This is a genomic window from Kitasatospora sp. NPDC058190, from assembly GCF_042883685.1.
Lineage (GTDB): Bacteria > Actinomycetota > Actinomycetes > Streptomycetales > Streptomycetaceae > Kitasatospora.
The window spans coordinates 1-19,690 of the sequence record NZ_JBHVVI010000021.1; the positions used below are offsets into that span (position 1 = coordinate 1).

Annotated in this window: 24 protein-coding genes and 1 pseudogene; 10 read left to right on the forward strand and 15 right to left on the reverse strand. The window is 73.1% G+C overall.

Annotation, left to right across the window (positions count from 1 at the left end):
• Positions 1 to 18: 18 nt before the first annotated feature.
• Together ACFVWU_RS12750 and ACFVWU_RS12755 are read right to left on the reverse strand one after the other, a co-directional pair.
• Positions 19 to 1,332 carry a M18 family aminopeptidase gene (locus tag ACFVWU_RS12750; RefSeq protein WP_387618884.1) on the reverse strand — a complete coding sequence of 438 codons (1,314 nt, stop codon included), beginning with the start codon at positions 1,330 to 1,332 and terminating at the stop codon, positions 19 to 21.
• Positions 1,333 to 1,655: 323 nt separating this feature from the next.
• Positions 1,656 to 3,485 (reverse strand): acyl-CoA dehydrogenase, encoded by a 1,830-nt coding sequence (locus ACFVWU_RS12755; RefSeq protein ID WP_387618887.1) that lies wholly within the window; start codon positions 3,483 to 3,485, stop codon positions 1,656 to 1,658.
• Positions 3,486 to 3,701: 216 nt separating this feature from the next.
• On the opposite strand from ACFVWU_RS12755, the gene ACFVWU_RS12760 reads away from it, so the two are divergent.
• The 3 genes and pseudogenes from ACFVWU_RS12760 to ACFVWU_RS12770 form a co-directional block, all read left to right on the forward strand.
• Positions 3,702 to 4,205 (forward strand): SseB family protein, encoded by a 504-nt coding sequence (locus ACFVWU_RS12760; protein ID WP_387618890.1) that lies wholly within the window; start codon positions 3,702 to 3,704, stop codon positions 4,203 to 4,205.
• Positions 4,206 to 4,370: 165 nt separating this feature from the next.
• The gene (locus tag ACFVWU_RS12765) at positions 4,371 to 5,342 is read left to right on the forward strand and encodes a pirin family protein (protein WP_387618893.1); all 972 of its coding nucleotides are present in this window, start codon (positions 4,371 to 4,373) and stop codon (positions 5,340 to 5,342) included.
• Between the two features lie 91 nt (positions 5,343 to 5,433).
• Positions 5,434 to 5,764, forward strand: a pseudogene (locus tag ACFVWU_RS12770) (ornithine carbamoyltransferase); the annotation flags it as partial.
• 27 nt (positions 5,765 to 5,791) lie between these two features.
• On the opposite strand, the gene ACFVWU_RS12775 reads toward ACFVWU_RS12770, so the two are convergent.
• From ACFVWU_RS12775 to ACFVWU_RS12790, 4 genes are all read right to left on the reverse strand, one after another.
• On the reverse strand, positions 5,792 to 6,496 hold the full coding sequence (locus tag ACFVWU_RS12775; RefSeq protein ID WP_387618896.1) for a hypothetical protein: 705 nt from the start codon (positions 6,494 to 6,496) through the stop codon (positions 5,792 to 5,794).
• A gap of 19 nt (positions 6,497 to 6,515) precedes the next feature.
• Positions 6,516 to 7,226, reverse strand: coding sequence for a class I SAM-dependent methyltransferase (locus tag ACFVWU_RS12780; RefSeq protein ID WP_387618899.1), 711 nt, complete (start codon positions 7,224 to 7,226; stop codon positions 6,516 to 6,518).
• A 46-nt stretch (positions 7,227 to 7,272) separates the two neighbouring features.
• Entirely contained in the window at positions 7,273 to 7,440 is a 168-nt protein-coding gene (locus ACFVWU_RS12785) for a hypothetical protein (RefSeq protein WP_387618902.1), read from the reverse strand.
• Positions 7,441 to 7,652: 212 nt separating this feature from the next.
• Positions 7,653 to 7,841, reverse strand: coding sequence for a hypothetical protein (locus tag ACFVWU_RS12790; RefSeq protein ID WP_387618905.1), 189 nt, complete (start codon positions 7,839 to 7,841; stop codon positions 7,653 to 7,655).
• Here ACFVWU_RS12790 and ACFVWU_RS12795 point away from each other — a divergent pair.
• Entirely contained in the window at positions 7,840 to 8,124 is a 285-nt protein-coding gene (locus tag ACFVWU_RS12795) for an alpha/beta fold hydrolase (protein WP_387618908.1), read from the forward strand. The two genes, ACFVWU_RS12790 and ACFVWU_RS12795, sit on opposite strands and share 2 nt — an antisense overlap.
• Before the next feature lie 233 nt (positions 8,125 to 8,357).
• Positions 8,358 to 8,600 carry a hypothetical protein gene (locus tag ACFVWU_RS12800; protein ID WP_387618911.1) on the forward strand — a complete coding sequence of 81 codons (243 nt, stop codon included), beginning with the start codon at positions 8,358 to 8,360 and terminating at the stop codon, positions 8,598 to 8,600.
• Positions 8,601 to 8,669: 69 nt separating this feature from the next.
• Here ACFVWU_RS12800 and ACFVWU_RS12805 read toward each other — a convergent pair whose 3' ends face one another.
• From ACFVWU_RS12805 to ACFVWU_RS12815, 3 genes are read right to left on the reverse strand one after another with little or no spacing between them, the layout of a single operon-like run.
• Positions 8,670 to 9,410 carry a DUF4097 family beta strand repeat-containing protein gene (locus ACFVWU_RS12805; RefSeq protein ID WP_387618914.1) on the reverse strand — a complete coding sequence of 247 codons (741 nt, stop codon included), beginning with the start codon at positions 9,408 to 9,410 and terminating at the stop codon, positions 8,670 to 8,672.
• 19 nt (positions 9,411 to 9,429) lie between these two features.
• Entirely contained in the window at positions 9,430 to 10,074 is a 645-nt protein-coding gene (locus tag ACFVWU_RS12810; protein WP_383706327.1) for a response regulator, read from the reverse strand.
• Complete coding sequence (locus ACFVWU_RS12815) at positions 10,065 to 11,390, reverse strand: sensor domain-containing protein (RefSeq protein ID WP_387618917.1); 1,326 nt, start codon at positions 11,388 to 11,390, stop codon at positions 10,065 to 10,067. Before ACFVWU_RS12815 ends, ACFVWU_RS12810 begins: the two co-directional genes overlap by 10 nt.
• A 202-nt stretch (positions 11,391 to 11,592) precedes the next feature.
• Between ACFVWU_RS12815 and ACFVWU_RS12820 the strand changes: the two genes are divergently transcribed.
• Positions 11,593 to 11,907: a hypothetical protein gene (locus tag ACFVWU_RS12820; RefSeq protein ID WP_387618919.1), complete on the forward strand. Its 315-nt coding sequence runs from the start codon at positions 11,593 to 11,595 to the stop codon at positions 11,905 to 11,907.
• A gap of 67 nt (positions 11,908 to 11,974) precedes the next feature.
• Here ACFVWU_RS12820 and ACFVWU_RS12825 read toward each other — a convergent pair whose 3' ends face one another.
• A complete protein-coding gene (locus ACFVWU_RS12825; RefSeq protein ID WP_387618922.1) occupies positions 11,975 to 12,127 on the reverse strand; it encodes a hypothetical protein in 153 nt (50 codons plus the stop codon).
• Positions 12,128 to 12,203: 76 nt separating this feature from the next.
• Positions 12,204 to 13,025 carry an integrase gene (locus ACFVWU_RS12830; protein ID WP_387618925.1) on the reverse strand — a complete coding sequence of 274 codons (822 nt, stop codon included), beginning with the start codon at positions 13,023 to 13,025 and terminating at the stop codon, positions 12,204 to 12,206.
• Between the two features lie 167 nt (positions 13,026 to 13,192).
• Between ACFVWU_RS12830 and ACFVWU_RS12835 the strand changes: the two genes are divergently transcribed.
• Positions 13,193 to 13,345, forward strand: a complete 153-nt coding sequence (locus ACFVWU_RS12835) for a hypothetical protein (protein ID WP_387618928.1) — start codon at positions 13,193 to 13,195, stop codon at positions 13,343 to 13,345.
• Here ACFVWU_RS12835 and ACFVWU_RS12840 read toward each other — a convergent pair whose 3' ends face one another.
• The 3 genes from ACFVWU_RS12840 to ACFVWU_RS12850 form a co-directional block, all read right to left on the reverse strand.
• Positions 13,346 to 13,957 (reverse strand): TIGR03086 family metal-binding protein, encoded by a 612-nt coding sequence (locus ACFVWU_RS12840; protein ID WP_387618931.1) that lies wholly within the window; start codon positions 13,955 to 13,957, stop codon positions 13,346 to 13,348.
• 144 nt (positions 13,958 to 14,101) lie between these two features.
• On the reverse strand, positions 14,102 to 15,403 hold the full coding sequence (locus ACFVWU_RS12845) for an amidase (RefSeq protein WP_387618934.1): 1,302 nt from the start codon (positions 15,401 to 15,403) through the stop codon (positions 14,102 to 14,104).
• A gap of 63 nt (positions 15,404 to 15,466) precedes the next feature.
• On the reverse strand, positions 15,467 to 15,697 hold the full coding sequence (locus ACFVWU_RS12850) for a hypothetical protein (RefSeq protein ID WP_387618937.1): 231 nt from the start codon (positions 15,695 to 15,697) through the stop codon (positions 15,467 to 15,469).
• A 149-nt stretch (positions 15,698 to 15,846) separates the two neighbouring features.
• On the opposite strand from ACFVWU_RS12850, the gene ACFVWU_RS12855 reads away from it, so the two are divergent.
• Positions 15,847 to 16,665 carry an LPXTG cell wall anchor domain-containing protein gene (locus ACFVWU_RS12855; protein ID WP_387618940.1) on the forward strand — a complete coding sequence of 273 codons (819 nt, stop codon included), beginning with the start codon at positions 15,847 to 15,849 and terminating at the stop codon, positions 16,663 to 16,665.
• A 371-nt stretch (positions 16,666 to 17,036) separates the two neighbouring features.
• On the opposite strand, the gene ACFVWU_RS12860 is transcribed toward ACFVWU_RS12855, so the two are convergent.
• Positions 17,037 to 17,675 carry an ATP-binding protein gene (locus tag ACFVWU_RS12860; RefSeq protein WP_387618943.1) on the reverse strand — a complete coding sequence of 213 codons (639 nt, stop codon included), beginning with the start codon at positions 17,673 to 17,675 and terminating at the stop codon, positions 17,037 to 17,039.
• 229 nt (positions 17,676 to 17,904) lie between these two features.
• Here ACFVWU_RS12860 and ACFVWU_RS12865 point away from each other — a divergent pair, with 229 nt between their 5' ends.
• Together ACFVWU_RS12865 and ACFVWU_RS12870 are read left to right on the forward strand one after the other, a co-directional pair.
• A complete protein-coding gene (locus tag ACFVWU_RS12865) occupies positions 17,905 to 18,705 on the forward strand; it encodes a hypothetical protein (protein WP_387618946.1) in 801 nt (266 codons plus the stop codon).
• A 202-nt stretch (positions 18,706 to 18,907) separates the two neighbouring features.
• Positions 18,908 to 19,663: a YcnI family protein gene (locus tag ACFVWU_RS12870; protein WP_387618949.1), complete on the forward strand. Its 756-nt coding sequence runs from the start codon at positions 18,908 to 18,910 to the stop codon at positions 19,661 to 19,663.
• The last annotated feature ends 27 nt before the right edge of the window (positions 19,664 to 19,690 follow it).

A 19,690-nucleotide genomic window follows, 5' to 3' on the forward strand; every position in this document is an offset into this window, starting at 1 on the left:
CCCTCTTCACCGGGAGCCTCAGCCCTCCAGGAACGCCTTGATCGCGCTCGCCAGCAGGTACGGGTCCTCCGCCCCGCACAGCTCGCGCGCCGAGTGCATGGACAGCGCCGCGATGCCGCAGTCCACCGTCTTGATGCCCAGCCGCGCCGCCGTGATCGGGCCGATGGTCGTCCCGCAGGGCATGGCGTTGTTGGACACGAAGGTCTGCCACGGCACGCCGGCCTTCTCGCAGGCGGCCGCGAACACCGCCCGGCCGACGCCGTCGGTCGCGTAGCGGTTGTTGACGTTGACCTTGAGGATCGGCCCGCCGTTCGGCATCGGGTGGTGGCCCGGGTCGTGCCGCTCGGTGTAGTTCGGGTGGACGGCGTGGCCCATGTCCGAGGAGAGGCAGACGGTGCCGGCCAGCGCCCGGGCGCGGTCCTCCGGGTTGCCGCCACGGGCGTGGATCGTCCGGTCGATCACGTTGCCGAGCAGCGGGCTCTGGGCGCCGGTGTCGGACTCGCTGCCGGTCTCCTCGTGGTCGAAGGCGGCCAGTACCGGGATGTACGGCAGCTCGACGGTGCCCTCGGCGGCCGCGGTGGCGACGGCAGCGAGCGCGGCGGTGGCCGCGTGCACCGACAGCAGGTTGTCCAGCCGCGGGGCGGCCAGCAGCTCCCGGTCGCGGCCCAGGTAGGAGGCGGGCTGGACGTCGTGGGTCATGAGGTCCCAGCCGACCACGTCCTCGACGGCCAGGCCGGCCCGCTCGGCGACGTAGCCGATCAGCGAGCCCTCGTCCACCGGGCCGAGGCCCCAGATCGGGGTGACGTGGCGCTGCCGGTCGAGCTTCATGCCGTCGTTGACCTGGCGGTCCAGGTGGATGGCGAGCTGGGGGACACGCAGCAGCGGCTCGTCCAGCTGGACGAGCCGCGCGCTGCCGTCCTTGAGCGCGAGTCTGCCGGACAGGCCGAGGTCACGGTCGAGCCAGGTGTTCAGCGGCACCCCGCCGTAGATCTCCACCGCGACCTGCCGCCAGCCCGCCGAACCGGTGTCCGGCAGCGGCTTGACGCGCAGGTTGGGCGAGTCGGTGTGGGTGCCGACGATGCGGAACGGCGTCTCCGGGCCGGCCCCCTCCGGCAGGTACCAGGCGATCAGCGCGCCGGCGCGGATCAGGAAGCGCCCCCCGGCCGCCCCGTCCCAGGCGTCCGTCTCGGCGACCTGACGGAACCCCGCCTTCTCCAGGCGCTCGGCGGCGCTCGCGACCGCGTGGTACGGGGACGGCGAAGTGCCGAGGAACGCGATCAGATCGTCGGTGTGCGTCCGGTCGAAGAATGCCCGTCGGGCGGCGGTCGACATACTGCTCCTGGGTCGAGGGAGGGCCGAAGCCGGATGGGGAGTCGGCTTCGCACCTTGAGCATATGCCCGTACACGGACATGGCATTCGGAAGCTCATCCGTGCGGAACCCGGGCACACCCGGCATCCGCACGCCCCCAACTCCCCGCTGTCCGGGGCACTACGGAGCGCATGGAGAACACCGAAGGGCCCGGTGGCAGCCGGGCCCTTCGGTGTGAGGGTTTCGTCAGGCGGTCAAAGAGGTGCCGCGCGGTGGGGGTCCCCCCAGCCGGAGGCTGGGGGAGCGTCCCAGGAAGGGTGGTGGCGGGCGGCGGGTGGGCGCGGCCTAGAAGGCCTCCTCCGCCAGCTCCATGATCTCGTTGTCGATGCCCTCGGCGATCGCCCGCTGCGGAGCGACGGTCGGGAGGATGTTCTTGGCGAAGAAGCGGGCCGCCGCGACCTTGCCCTGGTAGAACGGCACGTCCTTCTCGGAGGCGCCGGCCTCCAGCTTGGCCAGGGCCACCGCGGCCTGACGCAGCAGCAGCCAGCCGACCACGACGTCGCCGGAGACCATCAGCAGGCGGGTGGTGTTGAGGCCCACCTTGTACATGTTCTTGACGTCCTGCTCGACCGAGGAGAGGTCGGCGAGCAGCTTGCCGATGATGGCCTCCAGGTCACCGGCGGCCGTGGCGAGCAGCTTGCGCTCGGCGGCCAGGGCGTCGCCGCCCTCCTCCGAGCCGAGGAACTTCTGGATCTGCTCGTTCAGGGCGGTCAGCGCCTGGCCGCCGTCCTTGACGATCTTGCGGAAGAAGAAGTCCTGGCCCTGGATCGCCGTGGTGCCCTCGTACAGGGTGTCGATCTTGGCGTCGCGGATGTACTGCTCGATCGGGTACTCCTGCAGGTAGCCGGAGCCACCGAAGGTCTGCAGGGACTGGGCGAGCTGCTCGTAGGACTTCTCCGAGCCGTAGCCCTTGACGATCGGCAGGAGCAGGTCGTTGAGGCGCTCGGCGGCCTCGTCCCGCTCGCCGCGCAGCTTGGCGGCCATCATGTCGTCCTGGGTGGACGCGGTGAACAGGACCAGCGCGCGCATGCCCTCGGCGTAGGCCTTCTGGGTCAGCAGCGAGCGGCGCACGTCCGGGTGGTGGGTGATGGTGACGCGCGGGGCGGTCTTGTCCAGGAACTGCGAGATGTCGGCGCCCTGCACGCGCTCCTTGGCGTACTCCAGGGCGTTCAGGTAGCCGGTGGAGAGGGTGGCGATGGCCTTCGTGCCGACCATCATGCGGGCGAACTCGATGATCTTGAACATCTGGCGGATGCCGTCGACCTTCTCGCCGAGCAGCCAGCCCTTGGCGGGGTGCTTGGCACCGAAGGTCATCTCGCAGGTGTTCGAGGCCTTGAGGCCCATCTTGTGCTCGACGTTGGTGGCGTAGACGCCGTTGCGCTCGCCGAGCTCGCCGGTCTCCCAGTCGAAGTCGAACTTGGGGACGATGAACAGGCCCAGGCCCTTGGTGCCCGGCTTACCGCCCTCGGGGCGGGCCAGCACCATGTGGATGATGTTCTCGGACATGTCGTGCTCGCCCGAGGTGATGAAGCGCTTCACACCCTCGATGTGCCAGGAGCCGTCCTCCTGCTTGATCGCCTTGGTGCGGCCGGCGCCCACGTCGGAGCCCGCGTCGGGCTCGGTGAGGACCATGGTGGAGCCCCACAGGCGGTCGGTCATCCGCTTGGCGACCTCGAGCTGCTCCTCGGTGCCCTCCTCGGCGATGACGCCGGCGAAGGCCGGGCCGGAGGAGTACATCCAGATGGCCGGGTTGGAGCCCAGGATCTGCTCGGCGAAGGCCCAGATCAGCGAGTTCGGGGTGACCTGGCCGCCGATCGACTCCGGGATGCCCAGGCGCCACCACTCGGCGTCCATGAAGGTCTGGTAGCTCTTCTTGAACGTGGCCGGGATCGGGGCGGTGTTGGTCTCCGGGTCGAAGACCGGCGGGTTGCGGTCGGCGTCGACGAAGGACGCGGCGAGGTCGTTCTCGGCGAGGCGCGAGATCTCGCTCAGGATGTTCTTCGCGGTCTCGACGTCCATGTCGGCGAACGGTCCGGTGCCGTACACCTGGTCGCGACCGAACACCTCGAAGAGGTTGAACTCCACGTCCCGCAGGTTGGACTTGTAGTGACCCATGGCCTGTTTTCTCCGGTTCGTCGCTTCCGGGTGACCGCCTCGTTTCGGGCGCCCCGTACCCACCAGTAGGCATCATGATGCTACCCAGCGGTAACTTGGGCAAGCCCCTGGGGATGAATCACCTATGAACGTGGTCACGTCCCACAAGCCGGGACGACCACTCCTTGTCAGGATCGGCGCCAGCGCGGGCGGGTGCGCTCCCGCTAGCCTGTCCGTGTGTACGGATATGACCAGAACGCATACCCGGGTGACCCCTACCAGCAGCAGGCGGGTCCGCAGCCGGGCATGAGCGGCATGCCCGGACCCGACGCGTACGGCGCACAGGGGCAGGCGTCCCAGCAGTCGCTGTACCCCGAACCCTCCCCGCCGTCGCTGGCGGACGCCGTCCGGGCCTTCACCACCGGCTCGATGGCGGTCGAGGACTTCCAGGCGATCTTCATCACCTCGAAGGTGCACTGCCCGCGCGGCGACCGCCCCGGTTTCCTCGCGCTGCACAACACCCCGACGCCGGTGATCCCGATGTTCAGCTCGCTCAAGGAGCTGCGCCGCTACGCCGGCAAGGACTCCAAGCACTTCACCGTCACCGGCGCCGAGGTCCTGGACCTGCTGCCGACGGGCTACGGCTTCGCGCTGGACATGGAGGGCGAGCACCGGATGGTGTTCGACGCCAAGGCGGTCGAGCAGATGGTCGACTTCACCATGCGCCGGATGTACGGCTGACGACCGAGCCGCCCCACGCGATGCGCGACGCGCGGCGCTGACCCATCCTGGAGAGGAGCCCCCGGGCTCCTCTGTCGCTACGTAGTTCAATTTTCAACTTGCTTGTTGTTGAGGATTGAACTATCCTCGTGGACGTAGGCCAGAGACCCCCCGAAGGAGGCCGACATGCCCGCCGTGACCGTCGACAACCCGCTGACCCTTCCGCGTGTCACCACGCCGGACCCGGCCGTCGCGAGCGCCCGGCCCGTCCTCACCGTGGCCACCGCGCCCGAGGGCTACGAGGGCGAGGGCTTCCCCGTCCGCCGCGCCTTCGCCAAGATCAACACCAAGTACCTCGACCCGTTCATCATGATGGACCAGATGGGCGAGGTGGACTACGCGGCCGGCGAGCCCAAGGGCACCCCCTGGCACCCGCACCGGGGCTTCGAGACGGTCACCTACATCATCGACGGCACCTTCATCCACCAGGACTCGCACGGCGGCGGTGGCGTCATCACCGACGGCGACACCCAGTGGATGACGGCCGGCTCCGGTCTGCTGCACATCGAGACCCCGCCGGAGTCGCTGGTGATGTCCGGCGGCCTGTTCCACGGCCTCCAGCTGTGGGTCAACCTGCCCGCCTCGGACAAGATGATCGCCCCGAAGTACCAGGACATCCGCGGCGGCAGCGTCAAGCTCCTCGGCTCCGAGGACGGCGGCGCGCTGCTCCGGGTGATCGCCGGCGAGATCGACGGCCACCAGGGCCCGGGCGCCACCCACACCCCGATCACGATGATCCACGCGTCGGTCAACCCCGGCGCCCAGGTCACCCTGCCCTGGCGCTCGGACTTCAACGCCCTCGCCTACGGCCTGGCCGGCAGCGGCTCGGCCGGCACGGAGCGGCGCCCGTTCCACATGGGCCAGGCCGTCGTCTTCGGCGACGGCGACTCGATCACCATCCGCGCCGACGAGAAGCAGCCGGACTCGCGCAGCGCCAACTTCGAGGTCGTCCTCCTCGGCGGCCTGCCGATCCGCGAGCCGGTCGCCTGGTACGGCCCGTTCGTGATGAACAGCCACCGCGAGCTCCAGCAGGCCATGGAGGACTTCCAGGCCGGCCGCCTCGGCACCATCCCGGCCGACACCACCCTGGGACGCTGACCCCACGACGCAGAGGCCCGGACCGGTACGACCGGTCCGGGCCCCAATCGCGCCAAAGAACTCACTGGATGACCCTGACACGCTGCCAGTGATCTCCGCGCGGCACGACCTGGCCCACCTGCCCCGACCGGGTCGACGTCGTCTACACCACCCGCCGGCAGACCACCGGCACCAGCAAGCCCGACCCGAACTGGCGGGAGGTCTTCGCGCCCTTCCAGGTCAACGCCGAGCTGATGGCCCGCTACCCGGCGGCGGTCTTCATGCACGACCTGCCCGCCCACCGCGGCGAGGAGGTCACCGCCGATGTGCTCGACGGCCCGTCCGGCATCGCGTTCCGGCAGGCCGGTCACAAGTTGCACAGCGCCATGGCGGTGCTCGAGTGGTGCCTGCGCGGTCGGGGCGAGCCGGCCGGCCGGGCGTGAGCGTCGCAGCCCCGGTCGCCGGTCAGGTCACCGCGGCTGGGGTGCCACGGCGGCGGAGCCGTGCGCACCGCGGGCGGCCAGCCGGCGGGCGACCCCGTCCGCGAGCAGCAGCAGGGCGGCGGTCACCAGCGCGGCCATGTGTTCGTAACCCGCCAACTCCGGGTCCACCGCCGTGATCGCGGCCGTCAGCAGCACCACGCCGAGCGCCGTCCAGCGCGCCCCGAACCGCCAGGCGACCAGCAGGCCCAGCCCGATCACGGCCGCCGACGGCCCGGTGTCCCGGACCTGGGCGAACGCGGCGGGCAGGTGGAGCAGGTGGCCGGGCGGCCGGGACACCCCGAAGCGCGCGTAGCAGGTGCCCACCAGCGAGCAGGCGTACCCGACGGCGAGCGTGCGCCACGGGCCGAGGGTCAGCTCGGCGATCGCGAAGACCACGAACACCTGGGCCAGCGCCCCCCAGACCGGCAGGCCCAGGGCCGGCACGAATATCGAGACCGGGAAGCGCAGCAGCGTGACGTCCCACGGCTCGGTGGCCCGGACGACGCCTATCCGGGAGACGAAGGCCGCCCCGCTCGGGAACTCGTCGACCGCCGCGAACAGCAGCACCAGGCAGCTGGAGACCACGGTGAGGGTCAGTGCGGCGGCGCCCCTGGCCCGCAGCCGGGCGCGCGCCCGGCGGTAGAGCAGGCCCCACTCGCTCTCGGCCGCGCGCCGGATGCCGGGATTGTTCACGACGGTCCTCCAGTCCCGATCAGGAGTCGATGGTGGCCGCACACCGGTCCGCGGCACCGGCGTGCGGCCGGCCGTCGGAGCCCGAGGTGCACGGCCGCAGCAGCGCGAAGTAGGCCAGGGCCGGTCCGGACTGCCGGATGACGTGCAGGCCGACGGCGTTGGCGTGCCGGGCCAGGGTCGCCGGGCGGATCTGGTGGCGGTCGAAGAACTCGCCGACGACCAGGCGACCGGTCGGCTTGAGGACCCGGCGCAGCTCGCTCAGGGCGGCGGGGACGTCCGGGATCTCGCCCAGCGCGGTGACCAGGTAGGCGGCGTCGAACGTGGCGTCGTCGAAGGGGAGTTCGCGCGCGTCGGCCAGGGTGGGGACGATGGTGTCGAGGCCGGATCCGGCGGCCCGGCGCATCACGTGGTCGAGCATCTCCTGCTGGATGTCGACGATGTCCAGCCGGCCGTCGGCGCCGAGCCGGGGCGCCACCTGGAGCGACTGCAGCCCGGTACCGGGACCGATCTCCAGCATCCGCTCGCCCGGCAGCGGCTGGAGCTGCTCGGCCAGCCGCTCCCAGGACAGGAACGGCAGTGGCAGGTCGAGCAGTCGGTGCTGCGCGTAGGGGTACGGCGCGGAGTCGGTCACCCACCAGGCGGTGGCCGCGGCCGTGACCGAGGCGCCCGCAAGGGCCCAGACGCCGGCCTTGCCGAACGGGGCGCGCAGGGGTGAGGAGGGGTGGCGCATGGTTCTTCTCCAACGTTGGTCGTCGGCGTGGGGCGGTGGTGCCCGCTCAGTGGATGTGGATGCCGCCGTTGGAGGCGGCCACGGTGAGGGAGGCCGACGCGCCGTCGGAGTTCGGCAGGTCGATCTGCGGCGCGGAGCTGCTGCTGTGGGCGTCGATCCGGTAGCCGGTGCTCGAGGGCACCGCGAGGTCGACCGCGCCGGCGCCGGTCGTCATGGTGCACCGTCGGGCGGTGCGGCTTGAGGTATTGATCGTTCCGCTCCTCGTTCTCGGGAAGGCCGGTGGCCTTCACCGGTGGTTCGCGGTGGCGCTGCGGGGCGGCGCACCCGCGCCGCCCCGCACCGACCATCTGCCCTCCAGCCAACAGCAGTTCGGCCGGGCCGGACACGTGGCCAGCCCACCGAACCGGGGTAGGGATAACCCACCTGTCAGTCCCAGCCGTTGTTGTCGGGCGGGGTGGTGGTGCCGGTGGTGTCGGCCGGGGCGGCAGCGGCCCGCGGCTGCACGGCGGCGCTGACTCCGGATGCGATGGCGGGCGTGACGAGGGTGAGGGTGATCGCTGCCAGTGCGGCGGCCGCCGCGGCCACGAGGTTGGCCCGTCGTGCGTGGGTGTTCATGCTGCTGCTCCCCCGAATCGTGTGCAACCGGGACCTCACCGCGCCGCTGAACCGGGCCCGGATCCAGGTCCCGGCCCTCTACCTGGCCGGCGACCGCGACTTCGTCGTCCAGGGCACCGACCACGCCCGACTGGACGCCGAACTGCGCCAGTGGGCACCGCAGTTGCGCAGGACGATGATCCTGCCCGGCTGCGGGCACCGGACCCGGCAGGAGCGACCGGCCGAAGTCACCGCCGCGCTGGCCGACTTCGCCTCCTCGCTGGACTCACCCCGGCATCCGTGATCCACCCCCCGACACCCCGTTTCGGAAGGAAACCCTCATGACCACGTCCATGGAATCGGCCCCCGAGGGCCCTGCCGGTCGGGAGCACCGTCTGCGGCCCGCCGATCGGCTTCGGCCCGCAGAGCGGTGGGATCGTCGGCTGCACCCCGGCCTTTCCGGGCGGCTTCGGCGAGCCGTTCCCGGTCGCCGCCCGGGCGGTCCGGCGGGGCGAGCCCGGTCCGGGTTCGGTCGCCGTGGTGCTCGGCCTCGGCCCGATCGGCCTGGGCGTCGTCGCGGTGCTCAAGGCGCGCGGCCACGGCCCGGTCGTCGCGGTCGACTTCTCGCCCAAGCGGCGGGCGCCGGCCGAGCGGCTGGGTGCCGACATCCCGATCGACCCGGCCGTCGAGTCGCCCTACGACCGCTGGTCCTCGCTCGGGGTGATCCCCGGGATGCCGGACCGGATGGCCGCGGAGTACCCCGGGGTGGTCGCCGGCTGACCGTCCGAACGACGGTGGCGTCCCCGGGATCTCCCGGGGACGCCACCGTCGTTCGCGGCACGGGCGTGCTCAGTGGACCGTGATGTCGCCGCGCGCGGTCTTCACCACCACGCTGTGCGGCGCGTCCGTGGCGGTGTTCGGCAGCGAGACGCTCGGCGACGACCAGGAGCTCTGCGCGTCGACGTGGTAGGTGGCGTCGTGAGGCACCTTGAGGTCGACCCCGCCGTAGCCCGTGGTGACCTTCAGGGAGGCGGGTGCCGCCGTGAAGGAGCCGCTGACCGCGCCGTCGGTGGTGACCTCGGCGTTCGGGGCGCTGCTGTCGGCGAGGGTCACCGCGCCGTCCGTGCTCCGCACGGTCAGCGGGCCGGACGACTGGTCCACCTCGACCCCGCCCAGCCCGGTGGTCAGATCCAGCCGGCCGGTCAGGCCCTTCGCCTGGATCCCGGCGTCCCCGGTGCTCACCTGCGCGGCCAGGCCGGCCGGCACCGTGATCCGCAGGTGCCCCGAGCAGTCGTTGGAGCAGCCAGCGGTGACCGTGACGTCCGACCCGGACCGGGTGACGGAGACCTGCGGGACATGGCCCGTGTAGCTGCCGCTCATGGCCACCGTGACCTGCGAGGAGCCGTCCTGACTCAGCGTCACACCGAGCCCGTCGGCCTGGACCGTCACCTGGCCGGCGCCGGCCGCGTCCTGCTGCCAGTTGCCGCTGTACGGGTGGTGCGCCGGAAGCGAGGCGACCACGGCCCAACTGGCCACGGCGACGACCGCGACGAGGACGGCCAGCCCTACGAGGAGGCATCCGCGGCGCATCTTCGGTGTGGTACTGATCTCAAGCTCCCAGGTAGCGCAAAACCGCGAGCACGCGGCGGTGGTCTCCCGCCTCCTGCTGCAGATCGAATTTCACGAAGATGCTGCGGATGTACTTCTCCACCGCCGCCGTGCCGATCACCAGATCGGCCGCGATCCCGGCGTTGGAACGGCCCCCCGCCATGGCCGTGAGGACCTCCCGCTCGCGCGGCGTCAGGGTGGACAGCGGATCCCGCTGCCGGCTGCCGGCCAGCAACTGCTTGACCACCTCCGGGTCGAGGACCGTCTCGCCCGCGGCGACCCGGCGCAGCGCGTCCACGAACTCCTCGGCGTCCGATACCCGGTCCTTGAGCAGGTAACCGACCCCGTTGTCATTGGTGTTGACCAGGTCGATGGCGTAGCGCTCCTCGACGTAGTGGGAGAGCACCAGGACGCCGGTCTCCGGCCAGCGGGCGCGTACCGCCAGTGCGGCGCGCAGGCCCTCGTCCAGGAAGGTGGGCGGCATCCGGACGTCCGTCACACAGGCGTCCGGCCGGTGTTCGGCCACCGCGCGCAGGAGTTGCTCCCCGTCGCCGACCGCGGCGACCACCTCGATCCCCTGTTCGCTGAGCAGCAGTTCGATGCCCTGGCGCAGCAGCGCGGAGTCCTCGGCCAGCACTACCCGCATGGCAATTCCACCTCGATCACGGTCGGTCCACCCACCGGACTGCTGAGCCGGAACCGCCCGTCCACCCCGGACACCCGGTCCGCCAGACCAGTCAGACCCGTGCCGGCCGCGAGGTCGGCTCCGCCACGCCCGTCATCGCCGACCTTAACGTCCAATCGGGCGCCCTCCCGCCGGATCTCCACCCAAGCGCGGGTCGCATGAGCATGTTTGGCCACATTGGTGAGCGCCTCGGTCACCGTGAAGTAGGCGACCGCCTCGATGGTGGAGGAGGGGCGCGGCTCCACCAGGACGTCAAGGCGCACCGGCACCGGAGCCAGCGCGGCGACGGCGGAGAGCGCCGCCTCCAGGCCGCGGTCGGTCAGCACCGGCGGGTGCAGGCCACGGGCCAGGTTGCGCAACTCGGCGATGGTGCCGAGGGTTTCCCGCCGGGCGTCCTCGACCAGCTTGTTGGTCTCGTGGTCACCGGACTTCTTCAACCGCGAGCTGGCCCGGCCCAGGGTGATCGACATCGCCACCAGCCGTTGCTGGGCACCGTCGTGCAGGTCCCGCTCGATCCGTTTGCGCTCCGCCTCGGCGGCCTCCATCACCCGGGCTCGGCTCTCCGTCAGATCGTTGACCCGCTGCTCCAGTTCCATGCCGCGGGGCCGGGAGAGCAGTGCGACGGCCAGTGCGGTGTCCAGCGCCAGCAGGAGTTTGACGATCAGTGGGGAGAGGACCGCGCCGACCAGCAGCGCCACCGCCGCGACCAGCAGCGCCCGGGGCAGGGAATCCACCAAGAACGGCCCGAGCTGGGCCTGCCCGCCGGGCAGGCCCCGGTAGTAGGCCGGAAGCAGCAACAGGGTCAGCGGCACGGCCCAGACCAGCGCCACCCCGACCACGGTCACCACCGCCACCGGCATCAGCAGGACGAAGTAGCCGATCAGCCGCCAGGTGCAGGGGTTGTGGACGAGCGACTGCAGCGACTTGGCCAACCGCCACGAACAGACCGGCGCCAGCAGCTCGTCGAGCTCCAGCCCGCAGGTCACGGCGAACCGGGCGCGCTCGACGGCGGCCAGCCGGAACAGCGCCCACCCCGCCGCCACCGTGAGCGGCAGGCCCACCAGGCCGGCCGGCGCCAGGCAGACGGCGACGACCAGCACGACCAGCACGGCCAGTCCCGCCAACGCCACCAGACCGTCAAGTACCAGGTGGATCGACGCCCGCAACAGCACGGGGGAGGCCAGCGCGCGCAGCGGATTGCCCGGCACCACCTCGCGGGGTGGCCGGGCGCCCGTCCGGGCGTTGCCGGTGGCACGGCCGGCGATGTTCTCGGTCAACTGCTTCAGTCCCGCTCTCGTGGGCAGTGCGGGCAGTGAGTGGCTCACCGTCCGCGCCTCGATCCGACAGAGGGGACGCTATCCAACATGACCACGCGTCAGCAGCGAGGAGAGCCCACCAGCGGGGGGTAGGGTTTACCCCCCGACGGCCGGTGGGTTCACGCTGCCGACCCGGGCCCGCCCGGTGCGGCACTGTGGAGACATGACCGATCGACACCCGAGCGCCGGCCGCGACTGCCCGACCGGCAGGACCGACGACATCGAGCAGTTCCTCGTGCACTACGGGGACACCATCGACGACCGGGTCGCCGAGATCGTCGAAGAGGTCCTCGGCGAGCAGCTGCGGCGGCACCGGCGCGACATGGTGCTGCCGGTCATCGTCGCGCTGCTGGCGGCCGCCGCCGTCTCGCTGGCGCTCATGTGGTGGAGCCCGTGGACAGTCCCCCCGGTGTGGGCCGCCACCTCCGTCATCTGCGCGTCGCTGTCACAGACCGCCCGGATCCCGCGCCGCTCGTAACGGGCCGCGGGCGGCCGCGACCGCGTGCTCGGTCACGACCGCCCCGGACGGACGGCACCGGAGGCGGCTACGCGGTCCCACCCCGCTCCCGGCCCACGGCCTCCTCGATGGCCCGCTGCCACTCACCGGTCAGCCGGGTCCGCCCGGACAGCTCGGTGGCGATCAGGTGCCTGATCAGCTCCCGGCCGGCCGCCTCGGCACCATCCCCACCGACGCCCACTGATCCGTCGCGACGAGAGGGCCGCAGGTTCCGACCTGCGGCCCTCCTGCCGTTTCGTCTCCACCCGTAGGCCCGGCTACAGCAGTGCGTAGAGCGCCGAGGCGTCGTCGTGGGTCTTGCCGCGCGGCCAGCGCTCGCAGGTGGCGTCCGCCCGTTCCACCTCGCGGACCTGGGCGATCAGCTCACCCGGGCCGGACTCCGCGAGCAGCCGCAGCACATCGCCCCAACTGCCGAGCCCGAAGCGCTCGGTGTAGCGCGAGGCGCCGTCGGTGAGCGCGGCCAGCGCGTGCAGCCGGTCCAACCGGACGAAGCCGGTCTCGGCGTGCTCGGCCGCACGCGGGCTGGCGGCCGCGATCCACGGCCCGCTGTCCCGGTTTCGGGCGGCGCGCACGGCCAGCGCGTACTCCAGGTGCAGCGCGGTCCGCTCGACCGAGCCCGGGACGGTCGCCCAGACCTGGCGGCGCAGCCCCTCCCCGCCGGGGAAGCGCTGGTTGTCCCCGATCACCTTCGGCGGGCCGTCCTTGAACTCCAGGACCAGCAGCGAGTCGCCGAGCACCAGGTACTCCAGCGACTCGCCGTGCCGCCGAGCCGCGACCACCATCGCGGCGGGCGTATTGGAGTGGGCGAGGTCGCAGCGGCCGCCGTGCAGCGCGGCCGTCTCCACGATGGCATCGGCCAGGCACTCGGCGATCGAGCGGTCCACGCGGTCGGTGAGCCGGGCGAGCAGGTGCACCCCCAGCCGGCGGACGTACCAGGCCGTTCCGTGCCGGCACCCGGACTCCAGGCCGGCCGGCGAACTCGCGCCGTCCAGCAGGACCAGCGCCTCCGGCGAGGCCGCCGCGAAGTCCTCGCTCTCCCGGTCGGGCCGTCGTGCTTCCCCTGCGAGCTGTAGCTGCATCCCGACAGTGTGGCCGCCGCCCCCGGCCCGCGCCCAGACCCGTGCGTCGGTGTGGCGCGGGCCGGGGCCCGTTGTCCGGTGGCATCAAGGGCGATTCAGCCATACCGTCGGATAGCGACCGGACAATTCAGCCAATCAGGGCCAGTCGGGTTTAGGAGCACCTTCGGGTGTCCGACCGACCCGGGACTGACGAGGAGCGGAAGATGTTCTGGCAGTTCATCGTGTTGCTGGCCGCCTCGCTCGGCCTTCCGACCGCTGCGCTGTTCTTCCTGATCGGCGGTCCGCGCTTCCCGGACGAGAAGCGGGAGCGGAAGGCCTAGTCAGGAGGCCCGCCAGGCCGGGTCGCGGCCGAGCAGCGCCAGGGCGCGGTCGAACCGGCCGGCGCCGCCGCCGGGTTCGAGGCCCGGGCGGAAGGCCCGGCCGGGCGCCCGGGCTTCCGGCGTGTTCGGGACGGCCTCGGTCACCGCCGAGAGGGCGTCGGCCAGGGCGTCGTCGCCGTCCACCGCCGCGACCAGGGCGTCCGGGCTGCCGAGCGCGGCGGCGACGTCCCAGCCGTGCACCAGGGTGTCGAGCAGGTGGAAGCCCACCGCCTGGGCGAACGGGAACGGGCCGCCGTCGCGGATCTCGGGCAGCCAGAGCGCCCGCTCGACGGCGGCCGCCTCCTGGAAGGCGGCGGTGAGATCGACGCCGGTCCGGCGGAAGACGCCCGCCGGGTCCGCGTCGACCGGAGCGTCCGCGAACAGCGCGAGGTCCGGCCCGGCGCCGCGGGCGGCCGCGGCGAAGCCCTGGTGCTGGCCGGCGCAGTGCTCCAGCAGCCGACGCAGCGTCCAGCCGGCGCAGGGGGTGGGAAGGTCCAGCTGGTCCGGCCGTACGGTGTCCACCACCTCGGCGGCCAACTCCATGGCCCGTGCGTGCAGTTCGACGATCTTCATGCGGCAGTTACCCCCAGTCCCGCGGAAATGAATCCGATCACCTGATCAACGACGGCCGGTTCCCCGATGATCCGCCGGTGGCCGAGCCCCCGCAGCGGGCCGGCCCAACGCCCTTGAGCCCAATGTCCTTCAGTCCAACGCCCTTCAGTCCAACGTCCCTTCCAGCGCGGCAGCTTGGGCGAGCAGCCGCTCGTCGCCACCCGCCGCGCCGACCACCTGCAGGCCGAGCGGCAGCCCGGCCGCGGTCCGGCCGGCCGGCAGGCTCAGCGCGGGCAGCCCGAGGAAGCTCCACGGCAGCGACATCACCGCGTCCCCGGTGCTGTGCAGGCCCTCCGGCGCACCGCCGGTCGCCGAGGGCGCCAACCACAGGTCCACCCCGGCTTCGGCGGTCGCCGCCTCCACCCGCTCGCGCAGCCGCTCCCGGAAGTCCAGCGCGGCGGCCCGGTCCTCGGCCGCCACGCCCTGGCCGACCCGGATGCTCGCCACCGTCTCCGGCCGGTACAGACCGCCGAACCGGGCGAACCAGTCGGCGTGACTGCGGGCCAGCTCGAAACGGTTCACGGTCTGCAACTGCCGGATGATCTCGGCGAAGTCGGTGAACAACGACACCCGACGCACCGTCGCACCGGCCCGCTCCAGCCGTTCCACCCGCTCCTCGAAGACGCGCAGCGCGGCCGGTTCGGCCCGCTCCAGGTACGGGCCGTCCGGCACGCCGAGCACGGGCGCGTCCGGCACCGGGCCGGTCCGCCAGTCGTCACAGAGCAGCGAGGCCGCCAGCGCCGCACCCGCCAGATCGGCGGTGAACACCCCCAGGGTGTCGAAACTCGGCGCGTTCGGGATCACGCCCGCGATCGGGATCCGCCCGTACGTCGGCCGGAACCCCACCACCCCGCAGTACGCGGCCGGGCGGATCACCGAACCGACCGTCTGGGTGCCGATCGCCAACGGCACCAGCCCCGCCGCGACCGCCGCCGCCGAACCGCTGCTCGAACCGCCCGGGGTGTGCCCCGGATGGTGCGGATTGCGGGTCGGGCCCGGGGCGCTCGCCGCGAACTCGGCGGTCACCGTCTTGCCCGCGACCATCGCCCCCGCCGCCAGCAGCCGGTCCACCACCACGGCCTGCGGGCCCGCCAACACCCCCGGCGGCAGGGCGGATCCACCGTGCGTGGACAGCCCGTCCACGTGCACGATGTCCTTGACCCCCACCGGCACCCCGTACAGCGGCGGCCGCCCGGCCGGCTCCGGGTACCGCGCGGCCAACTCCCGCGCCCGCGCCCGCAGTCGGTCGTGCCGCCCGGGCTCCGACACGAAGGCGTGGATCAGCGGATCCACCCGCTCGACCAGCGCGCAGAAACGGTCCACGTACTCGGGCAGGCCCGGCGCACCGGACCGCAGCCCGGCGGCCGCACGGGTCAACGGCCGCGGCCGGACGAGAGATTGCTCCATGCCGAGCACGGTAGCGCCGATCACGACGGCGCCGGCCTCACCGGCTTCACCGGCCCGCCGGCCTCAGGGGTGCTCGGCCGCCAGGTAGGGCTGTTCGCGCAGGAAGTACGCCCCGCAGGTGTGGCAGCACAGTTCGGGGGTCCTCCCCCAGTCCACCGCCTCCCGCACCGGCGCCCCCGGATCGAGCTCGCGGCCGCACATCGCCACGCTCTGCGCACCCCGGACCATGTGCCACAGCCGCACCCCGCCGGCCTCGCCGTCGGCGCCGTACTCGGCTCGCATCTGGTGCATCATGCACCCCATCGTCCGACCGCCTCCGGAGCCCGGCAACCGGGGGCTCGCGTCCCTCACGGGATGAACCCGAGGGGCGCGGACAACCGTTCGCGCCCCTCGGTGGTCTTCCCCCGGAGAGCGCACACCCGACCCGACCGCTGGAGCCATCGATGCGACCCGCCCGCCTTCCCGCCGCCTGCACCCTCCTCGTGCTCACCGCGGGCCCGGTCGCCCTCGGTACGGTCCCCGCCCTCGCCGCCGGCTCCTCGCCCACGTCGGCGCCGTCGGCAACCTCGGCGACGGCCTCACCGACGCCCTCGGTGACGCCGTCCGCCCCGGCCCCGAGTGGCACGACCGGCCCCACGGACGCCCCGTCCGGCAGCGCCGCCCCCACCGCGACGCCCTCGGCCACCCCGACCGGCGCCGGCTCCGCCGCCGAGTGCCCGGAGGGCCCGATGGCGGTCACGATGCCGGTCACCGGCAGCAGCACCACCCCGGGGCAGCTCGCGGTCACCTTCGACAACATCAGCACCACGACGGTCAAGGAACTCGCCACCACCGTCGCCCTCGCCGACGGCGGCAGCGACCTCAGCGCCGAACTGCGCGCCCCCGAGGGCGCCTGGAAGCCCCTGACCGTCTCCGGGACGCCGACCAACGCCGGCACCTACCAGCTCGCCCCGGGCCAGCAGCTCACCCTCCAGCTGCGGACCACCGGCCTCGGCGACCACCGCCTCACCTTCACCGCCAAGTCCGAGGTCCTTCCGTCCGGCTCGGCCCCGGCGAAGAAGTACACCTGCCCCCAGCTCACCGCCGCCTTCACCTACGCCGCCACCAACCGCATCCCCACCACCCCGCCCGCCGGCCCCGCCCACCTCGCCGACACCGGCGCCGGCACCGCCAGCCGCCCCCTCGCCGTCGCCGGCACCACCGCCGTCCTCCTCGGCGCCACCCTCGTCTTCCTGACCCGCCGCCGCCCCACCGAGGACTGACCGCCGGGCGGTGCGGAGCCGCGTGCCCCTGCAGCCGGTCTTCGAACTCCCGTCGTCCGCCCGGAGGGCGGGCGGGGCGGCGTCGGGGTGCGTGCATCGCAAGGTGGAGGAGGTACCCCCACCGGTACCTCCCGGCCGAAGGCTGGGAGGTCGTCGCCCCGCAGGCGGGAATGTGAGGACCGGCCCTACGACACAGCGGAGGGCCGGAGCGCCGCTCCGGGTGGCTGCGGGCTCCGGCCGCAGGGCGGAAAGGCGCAGCGCAGCAGCGCGACGACCGACGGACCACTGCTCTGCGCCCGGGCCGGAGCCGAACCCGTACGCGGACGCGGATCCGCCGCCGAAACGCCGGTTCGCCGCAAAGCGGCGGCGGGTCAGGAAGCGGCCCTCAGCAAGGCGCCGTCCTGCCACTTGAGGATCTTGTCGAAGCTCACGATGGCTCCCCGGAGGGGGTGGTTGCGCAGCTGCACGTGGTCGGTGAGGGCGTGGATGAGGAAGAGGCCGCGGCCGGATTCGGCGGTGAGGTCGGGGAGGGTGTCGAGGTCGACCGGGCGGAGGGTGGGGGCCGGGGGCCGGCAGGGGAGGACGTGGGTGTCGTAGGGGTGGCCGTCGCGGCGGGGGCGGTGGGCGGTGAGGACGCGGGCCGGGACGGTGGCGCGGCCGCGGCGGGAGCGGCGGTGCCCTCGGCCGGTCGCGGCGGGGCGGACCGGGGTGGGGGTCGCCGGGCGGCGGGCGAGCGGGGCGGCGGGGGCCGGCAGGCCGGGGCCGGAGTCGGTGACCTCGATCCGCAGCCGGTCGCCGCTGATCGAGGCGGTGACCTGGAAGCCGTCGTCGGGCCGGCCGGTGGCGCCGTGCTCGACGGCGTTGGCGCAGGCCTCGGTGAGGGCGACGCCGAGGTCGTCGGCGATCTGCGGGTCGACGCCGGCCGTCGCCATGGCACCGAGCAGGATGCGCCGGGCCAGCGGAACACTGGCCGGGTCGCGCTTGAGGTGCAGAGTCCACCAGATGTCCACGGGAGGTCCCTCCTGGCTGCGGCTCCACATACAACTAGGTATCTCCGGGCGATTCGGCGGTGAACCGTGCCCGGGGTCGGCTACCGCCCGTTCGGCGGATGGACTGGGGACGGGGTGTGTGCCGAAGGGCGCACACCCGGTGGTGCACGCCGCCGCTGAACGGGGCATTCGTAGGGATTTCCCACCCTGCCGGTATCGGCGGTGTACGCGATGAGATGATGGCCCGGCCATGACTGCCCTCCCCGCCGCCCCCGTCCCGGGCGCCTCCGTACCGGTCCGGCCGGTGGGGGTCGCCGCCTGGGATCTGCGGCTTGCCCGGGCGGTCCCGTTCGCGCTGGTGTGCACGCTGATCGCGGCCGCCGGGCACGCCCTGGCGGGTGGCGGCGACGTGCCGCCGGCCGCGCTGGCGACGGGCTTCGCAGCGGTGCTGGGGCTCGCGGTGGCCTGTGGTGGACGGGAGCGTTCGCTGACGGCCATCGCCGGGGCGCTCGGCACGGGGCAGCTCGGCCTGCACTGCCTCTTCCACGGCTTCGGCAGCGGCGGCATGCACCACGGTGCGATGACCATGCCGCAGGCGGCCGGCCGGCTGATCTGCAACGAGGCCCGCCCGGGCACGCTGGTCGGCCTGCCCGGCGGCGTGTCCCCCGAGCAGTTGGTCTCCTCGGCGGGCCTGGACCCGCACGCGTACGCCGTCGCGCCCTGGTGGCAGGGCGGCGTGTTCGGGATGACGCCGTCGATGCTGGCCGGGCACCTGGCCGCCGCGCTGGTGGCGGGCTGGTGGCTGCGGCGCGGCGAGGCGGCGCTGTGGCGGCTGGTGCGGGTGGCCGCGTCGGCGGCCCGGGAGCACTGGGCGGCGCCGCTGCGCTCGGCGTTCGTGCTGGTGGCCGCGCTGCTGCGCGGTCTGTTCGGCGTGGCCGGTCCGGCCCGCCGGTTCGGGGCCAGGGGCGGCGAGGGCCTGCTTCCGGCCGGTGCGGTGCTGCGGCACAGCGTGGTGCGGCGCGGTCCGCCGTGCGGGGCCCTCGCGTACTGACCCGGTGTTCCCCGTGCGTGCCCGTAGGGCCGTACCGGGTTCGCGGTGAGGTGCGCGGTGTCCGGGCCGTTCCCGTCCGCCACAGGGACGGCGGCCCCAGGCTCTGCCCCCCCCCACGTCCCACGCGCGGCCCCCGCCGAGGCACGGTTCCCCCGTCGCCCGGCAGTGCGGGCCGCCGAGCTCCGATCGGAGACCCCGCATCATGCGTTCCCTTCCCGCCCGCCGTCTCGCCGCCGTCGCCCTGACCGCCGCCGCCTCCGTGGTGGCGCTGGCCGGCCCCGCCTTCGCGCACGTCACCGTGAACCCGGGTTCGGCGGCCCAGGGCGGCTACACGGCCGTCGACTTCCGGGTGCCGAACGAGAACGACACGGCGAGCACGGTGAAGCTGGAGGTCAACCTCCCGATGGACCACCCGCTGGCCTCCGTCCGGACCCTGCCGCTGCCGGGCTGGACCGCGAACGTCGAGAAGTCCAAGCTCGACAAGCCGATCAAGGTGCACGGCAGCGACGTCACCGAGGCCGTCTCCAAGATCACCTGGACCGCCGACGCCGGCACCAAGATCGCCCCCGGCCAGTTCCAGGAGTTCCGGGTCTCGCTCGGCCCGCTGCCGACCGACGCCGACAGCATGGCGTTCAAGGCCCTGCAGACCTACGACAACGGCGACGTCGTCCGCTGGATCGACGAGGCCCAGGCCGGCCAGCCCGAGCCCGCCCACCCGGCCCCGGTCCTGAAGCTCACCAAGGCCGCCGGAGGCGACGACCACGGCGTCACCGCCTCCGCCTCCCCGGCCGCCGGCACCCACGGGGACGGCTCCGACCACGCCGCCGCCTCCGGCGACACCAAGTCCAGTGACAGCACCGCCCGCACCCTCGGCGTGGTCGGCATCGTGGTCGGCGTGATCGGCACCGCCGTCGGCGTGCTCGGCCTGCGCCGCAAGAACAGCGGCTCCGCCTCCTGATCCCCGCGCCGGCGGGGCCGTGCCCGT

Excerpts from the sequence above, each read along its gene's own strand:
- ACFVWU_RS12750 (WP_387618884.1), bottom strand. The coding sequence starts at position 1,332 with ATGTCGACCGCCGCCCGACGGGCATTCTTCGACCGGACGCACACCGAC.
- ACFVWU_RS12755 (WP_387618887.1), bottom strand. The coding sequence starts at position 3,485 with ATGGGTCACTACAAGTCCAACCTGCGGGACGTGGAGTTCAACCTCTTC.
- ACFVWU_RS12765 (WP_387618893.1), top strand. The coding sequence starts at position 4,371 with ATGCCCGCCGTGACCGTCGACAACCCGCTGACCCTTCCGCGTGTCACC.
- ACFVWU_RS12780 (WP_387618899.1), bottom strand. The coding sequence starts at position 7,226 with ATGCGCCACCCCTCCTCACCCCTGCGCGCCCCGTTCGGCAAGGCCGGC.
- ACFVWU_RS12785 (WP_387618902.1), bottom strand. The coding sequence starts at position 7,440 with ATGACGACCGGCGCCGGCGCGGTCGACCTCGCGGTGCCCTCGAGCACC.
- ACFVWU_RS12795 (WP_387618908.1), top strand. The coding sequence starts at position 7,840 with ATGCTGCTGCTCCCCCGAATCGTGTGCAACCGGGACCTCACCGCGCCG.
- ACFVWU_RS12790 (WP_387618905.1), bottom strand. The coding sequence starts at position 7,841 with ATGAACACCCACGCACGACGGGCCAACCTCGTGGCCGCGGCGGCCGCC.
- ACFVWU_RS12805 (WP_387618914.1), bottom strand. The coding sequence starts at position 9,410 with ATGCGCCGCGGATGCCTCCTCGTAGGGCTGGCCGTCCTCGTCGCGGTC.
- ACFVWU_RS12810 (WP_383706327.1), bottom strand. The coding sequence starts at position 10,074 with ATGCGGGTAGTGCTGGCCGAGGACTCCGCGCTGCTGCGCCAGGGCATC.
- ACFVWU_RS12820 (WP_387618919.1), top strand. The coding sequence starts at position 11,593 with ATGACCGATCGACACCCGAGCGCCGGCCGCGACTGCCCGACCGGCAGG.
- ACFVWU_RS12830 (WP_387618925.1), bottom strand. The coding sequence starts at position 13,025 with ATGCAGCTACAGCTCGCAGGGGAAGCACGACGGCCCGACCGGGAGAGC.
- ACFVWU_RS12840 (WP_387618931.1), bottom strand. The coding sequence starts at position 13,957 with ATGAAGATCGTCGAACTGCACGCACGGGCCATGGAGTTGGCCGCCGAG.
- ACFVWU_RS12845 (WP_387618934.1), bottom strand. The coding sequence starts at position 15,403 with ATGGAGCAATCTCTCGTCCGGCCGCGGCCGTTGACCCGTGCGGCCGCC.
- ACFVWU_RS12850 (WP_387618937.1), bottom strand. The coding sequence starts at position 15,697 with ATGATGCACCAGATGCGAGCCGAGTACGGCGCCGACGGCGAGGCCGGC.
- ACFVWU_RS12855 (WP_387618940.1), top strand. The coding sequence starts at position 15,847 with ATGCGACCCGCCCGCCTTCCCGCCGCCTGCACCCTCCTCGTGCTCACC.
- ACFVWU_RS12865 (WP_387618946.1), top strand. The coding sequence starts at position 17,905 with ATGACTGCCCTCCCCGCCGCCCCCGTCCCGGGCGCCTCCGTACCGGTC.
- ACFVWU_RS12870 (WP_387618949.1), top strand. The coding sequence starts at position 18,908 with ATGCGTTCCCTTCCCGCCCGCCGTCTCGCCGCCGTCGCCCTGACCGCC.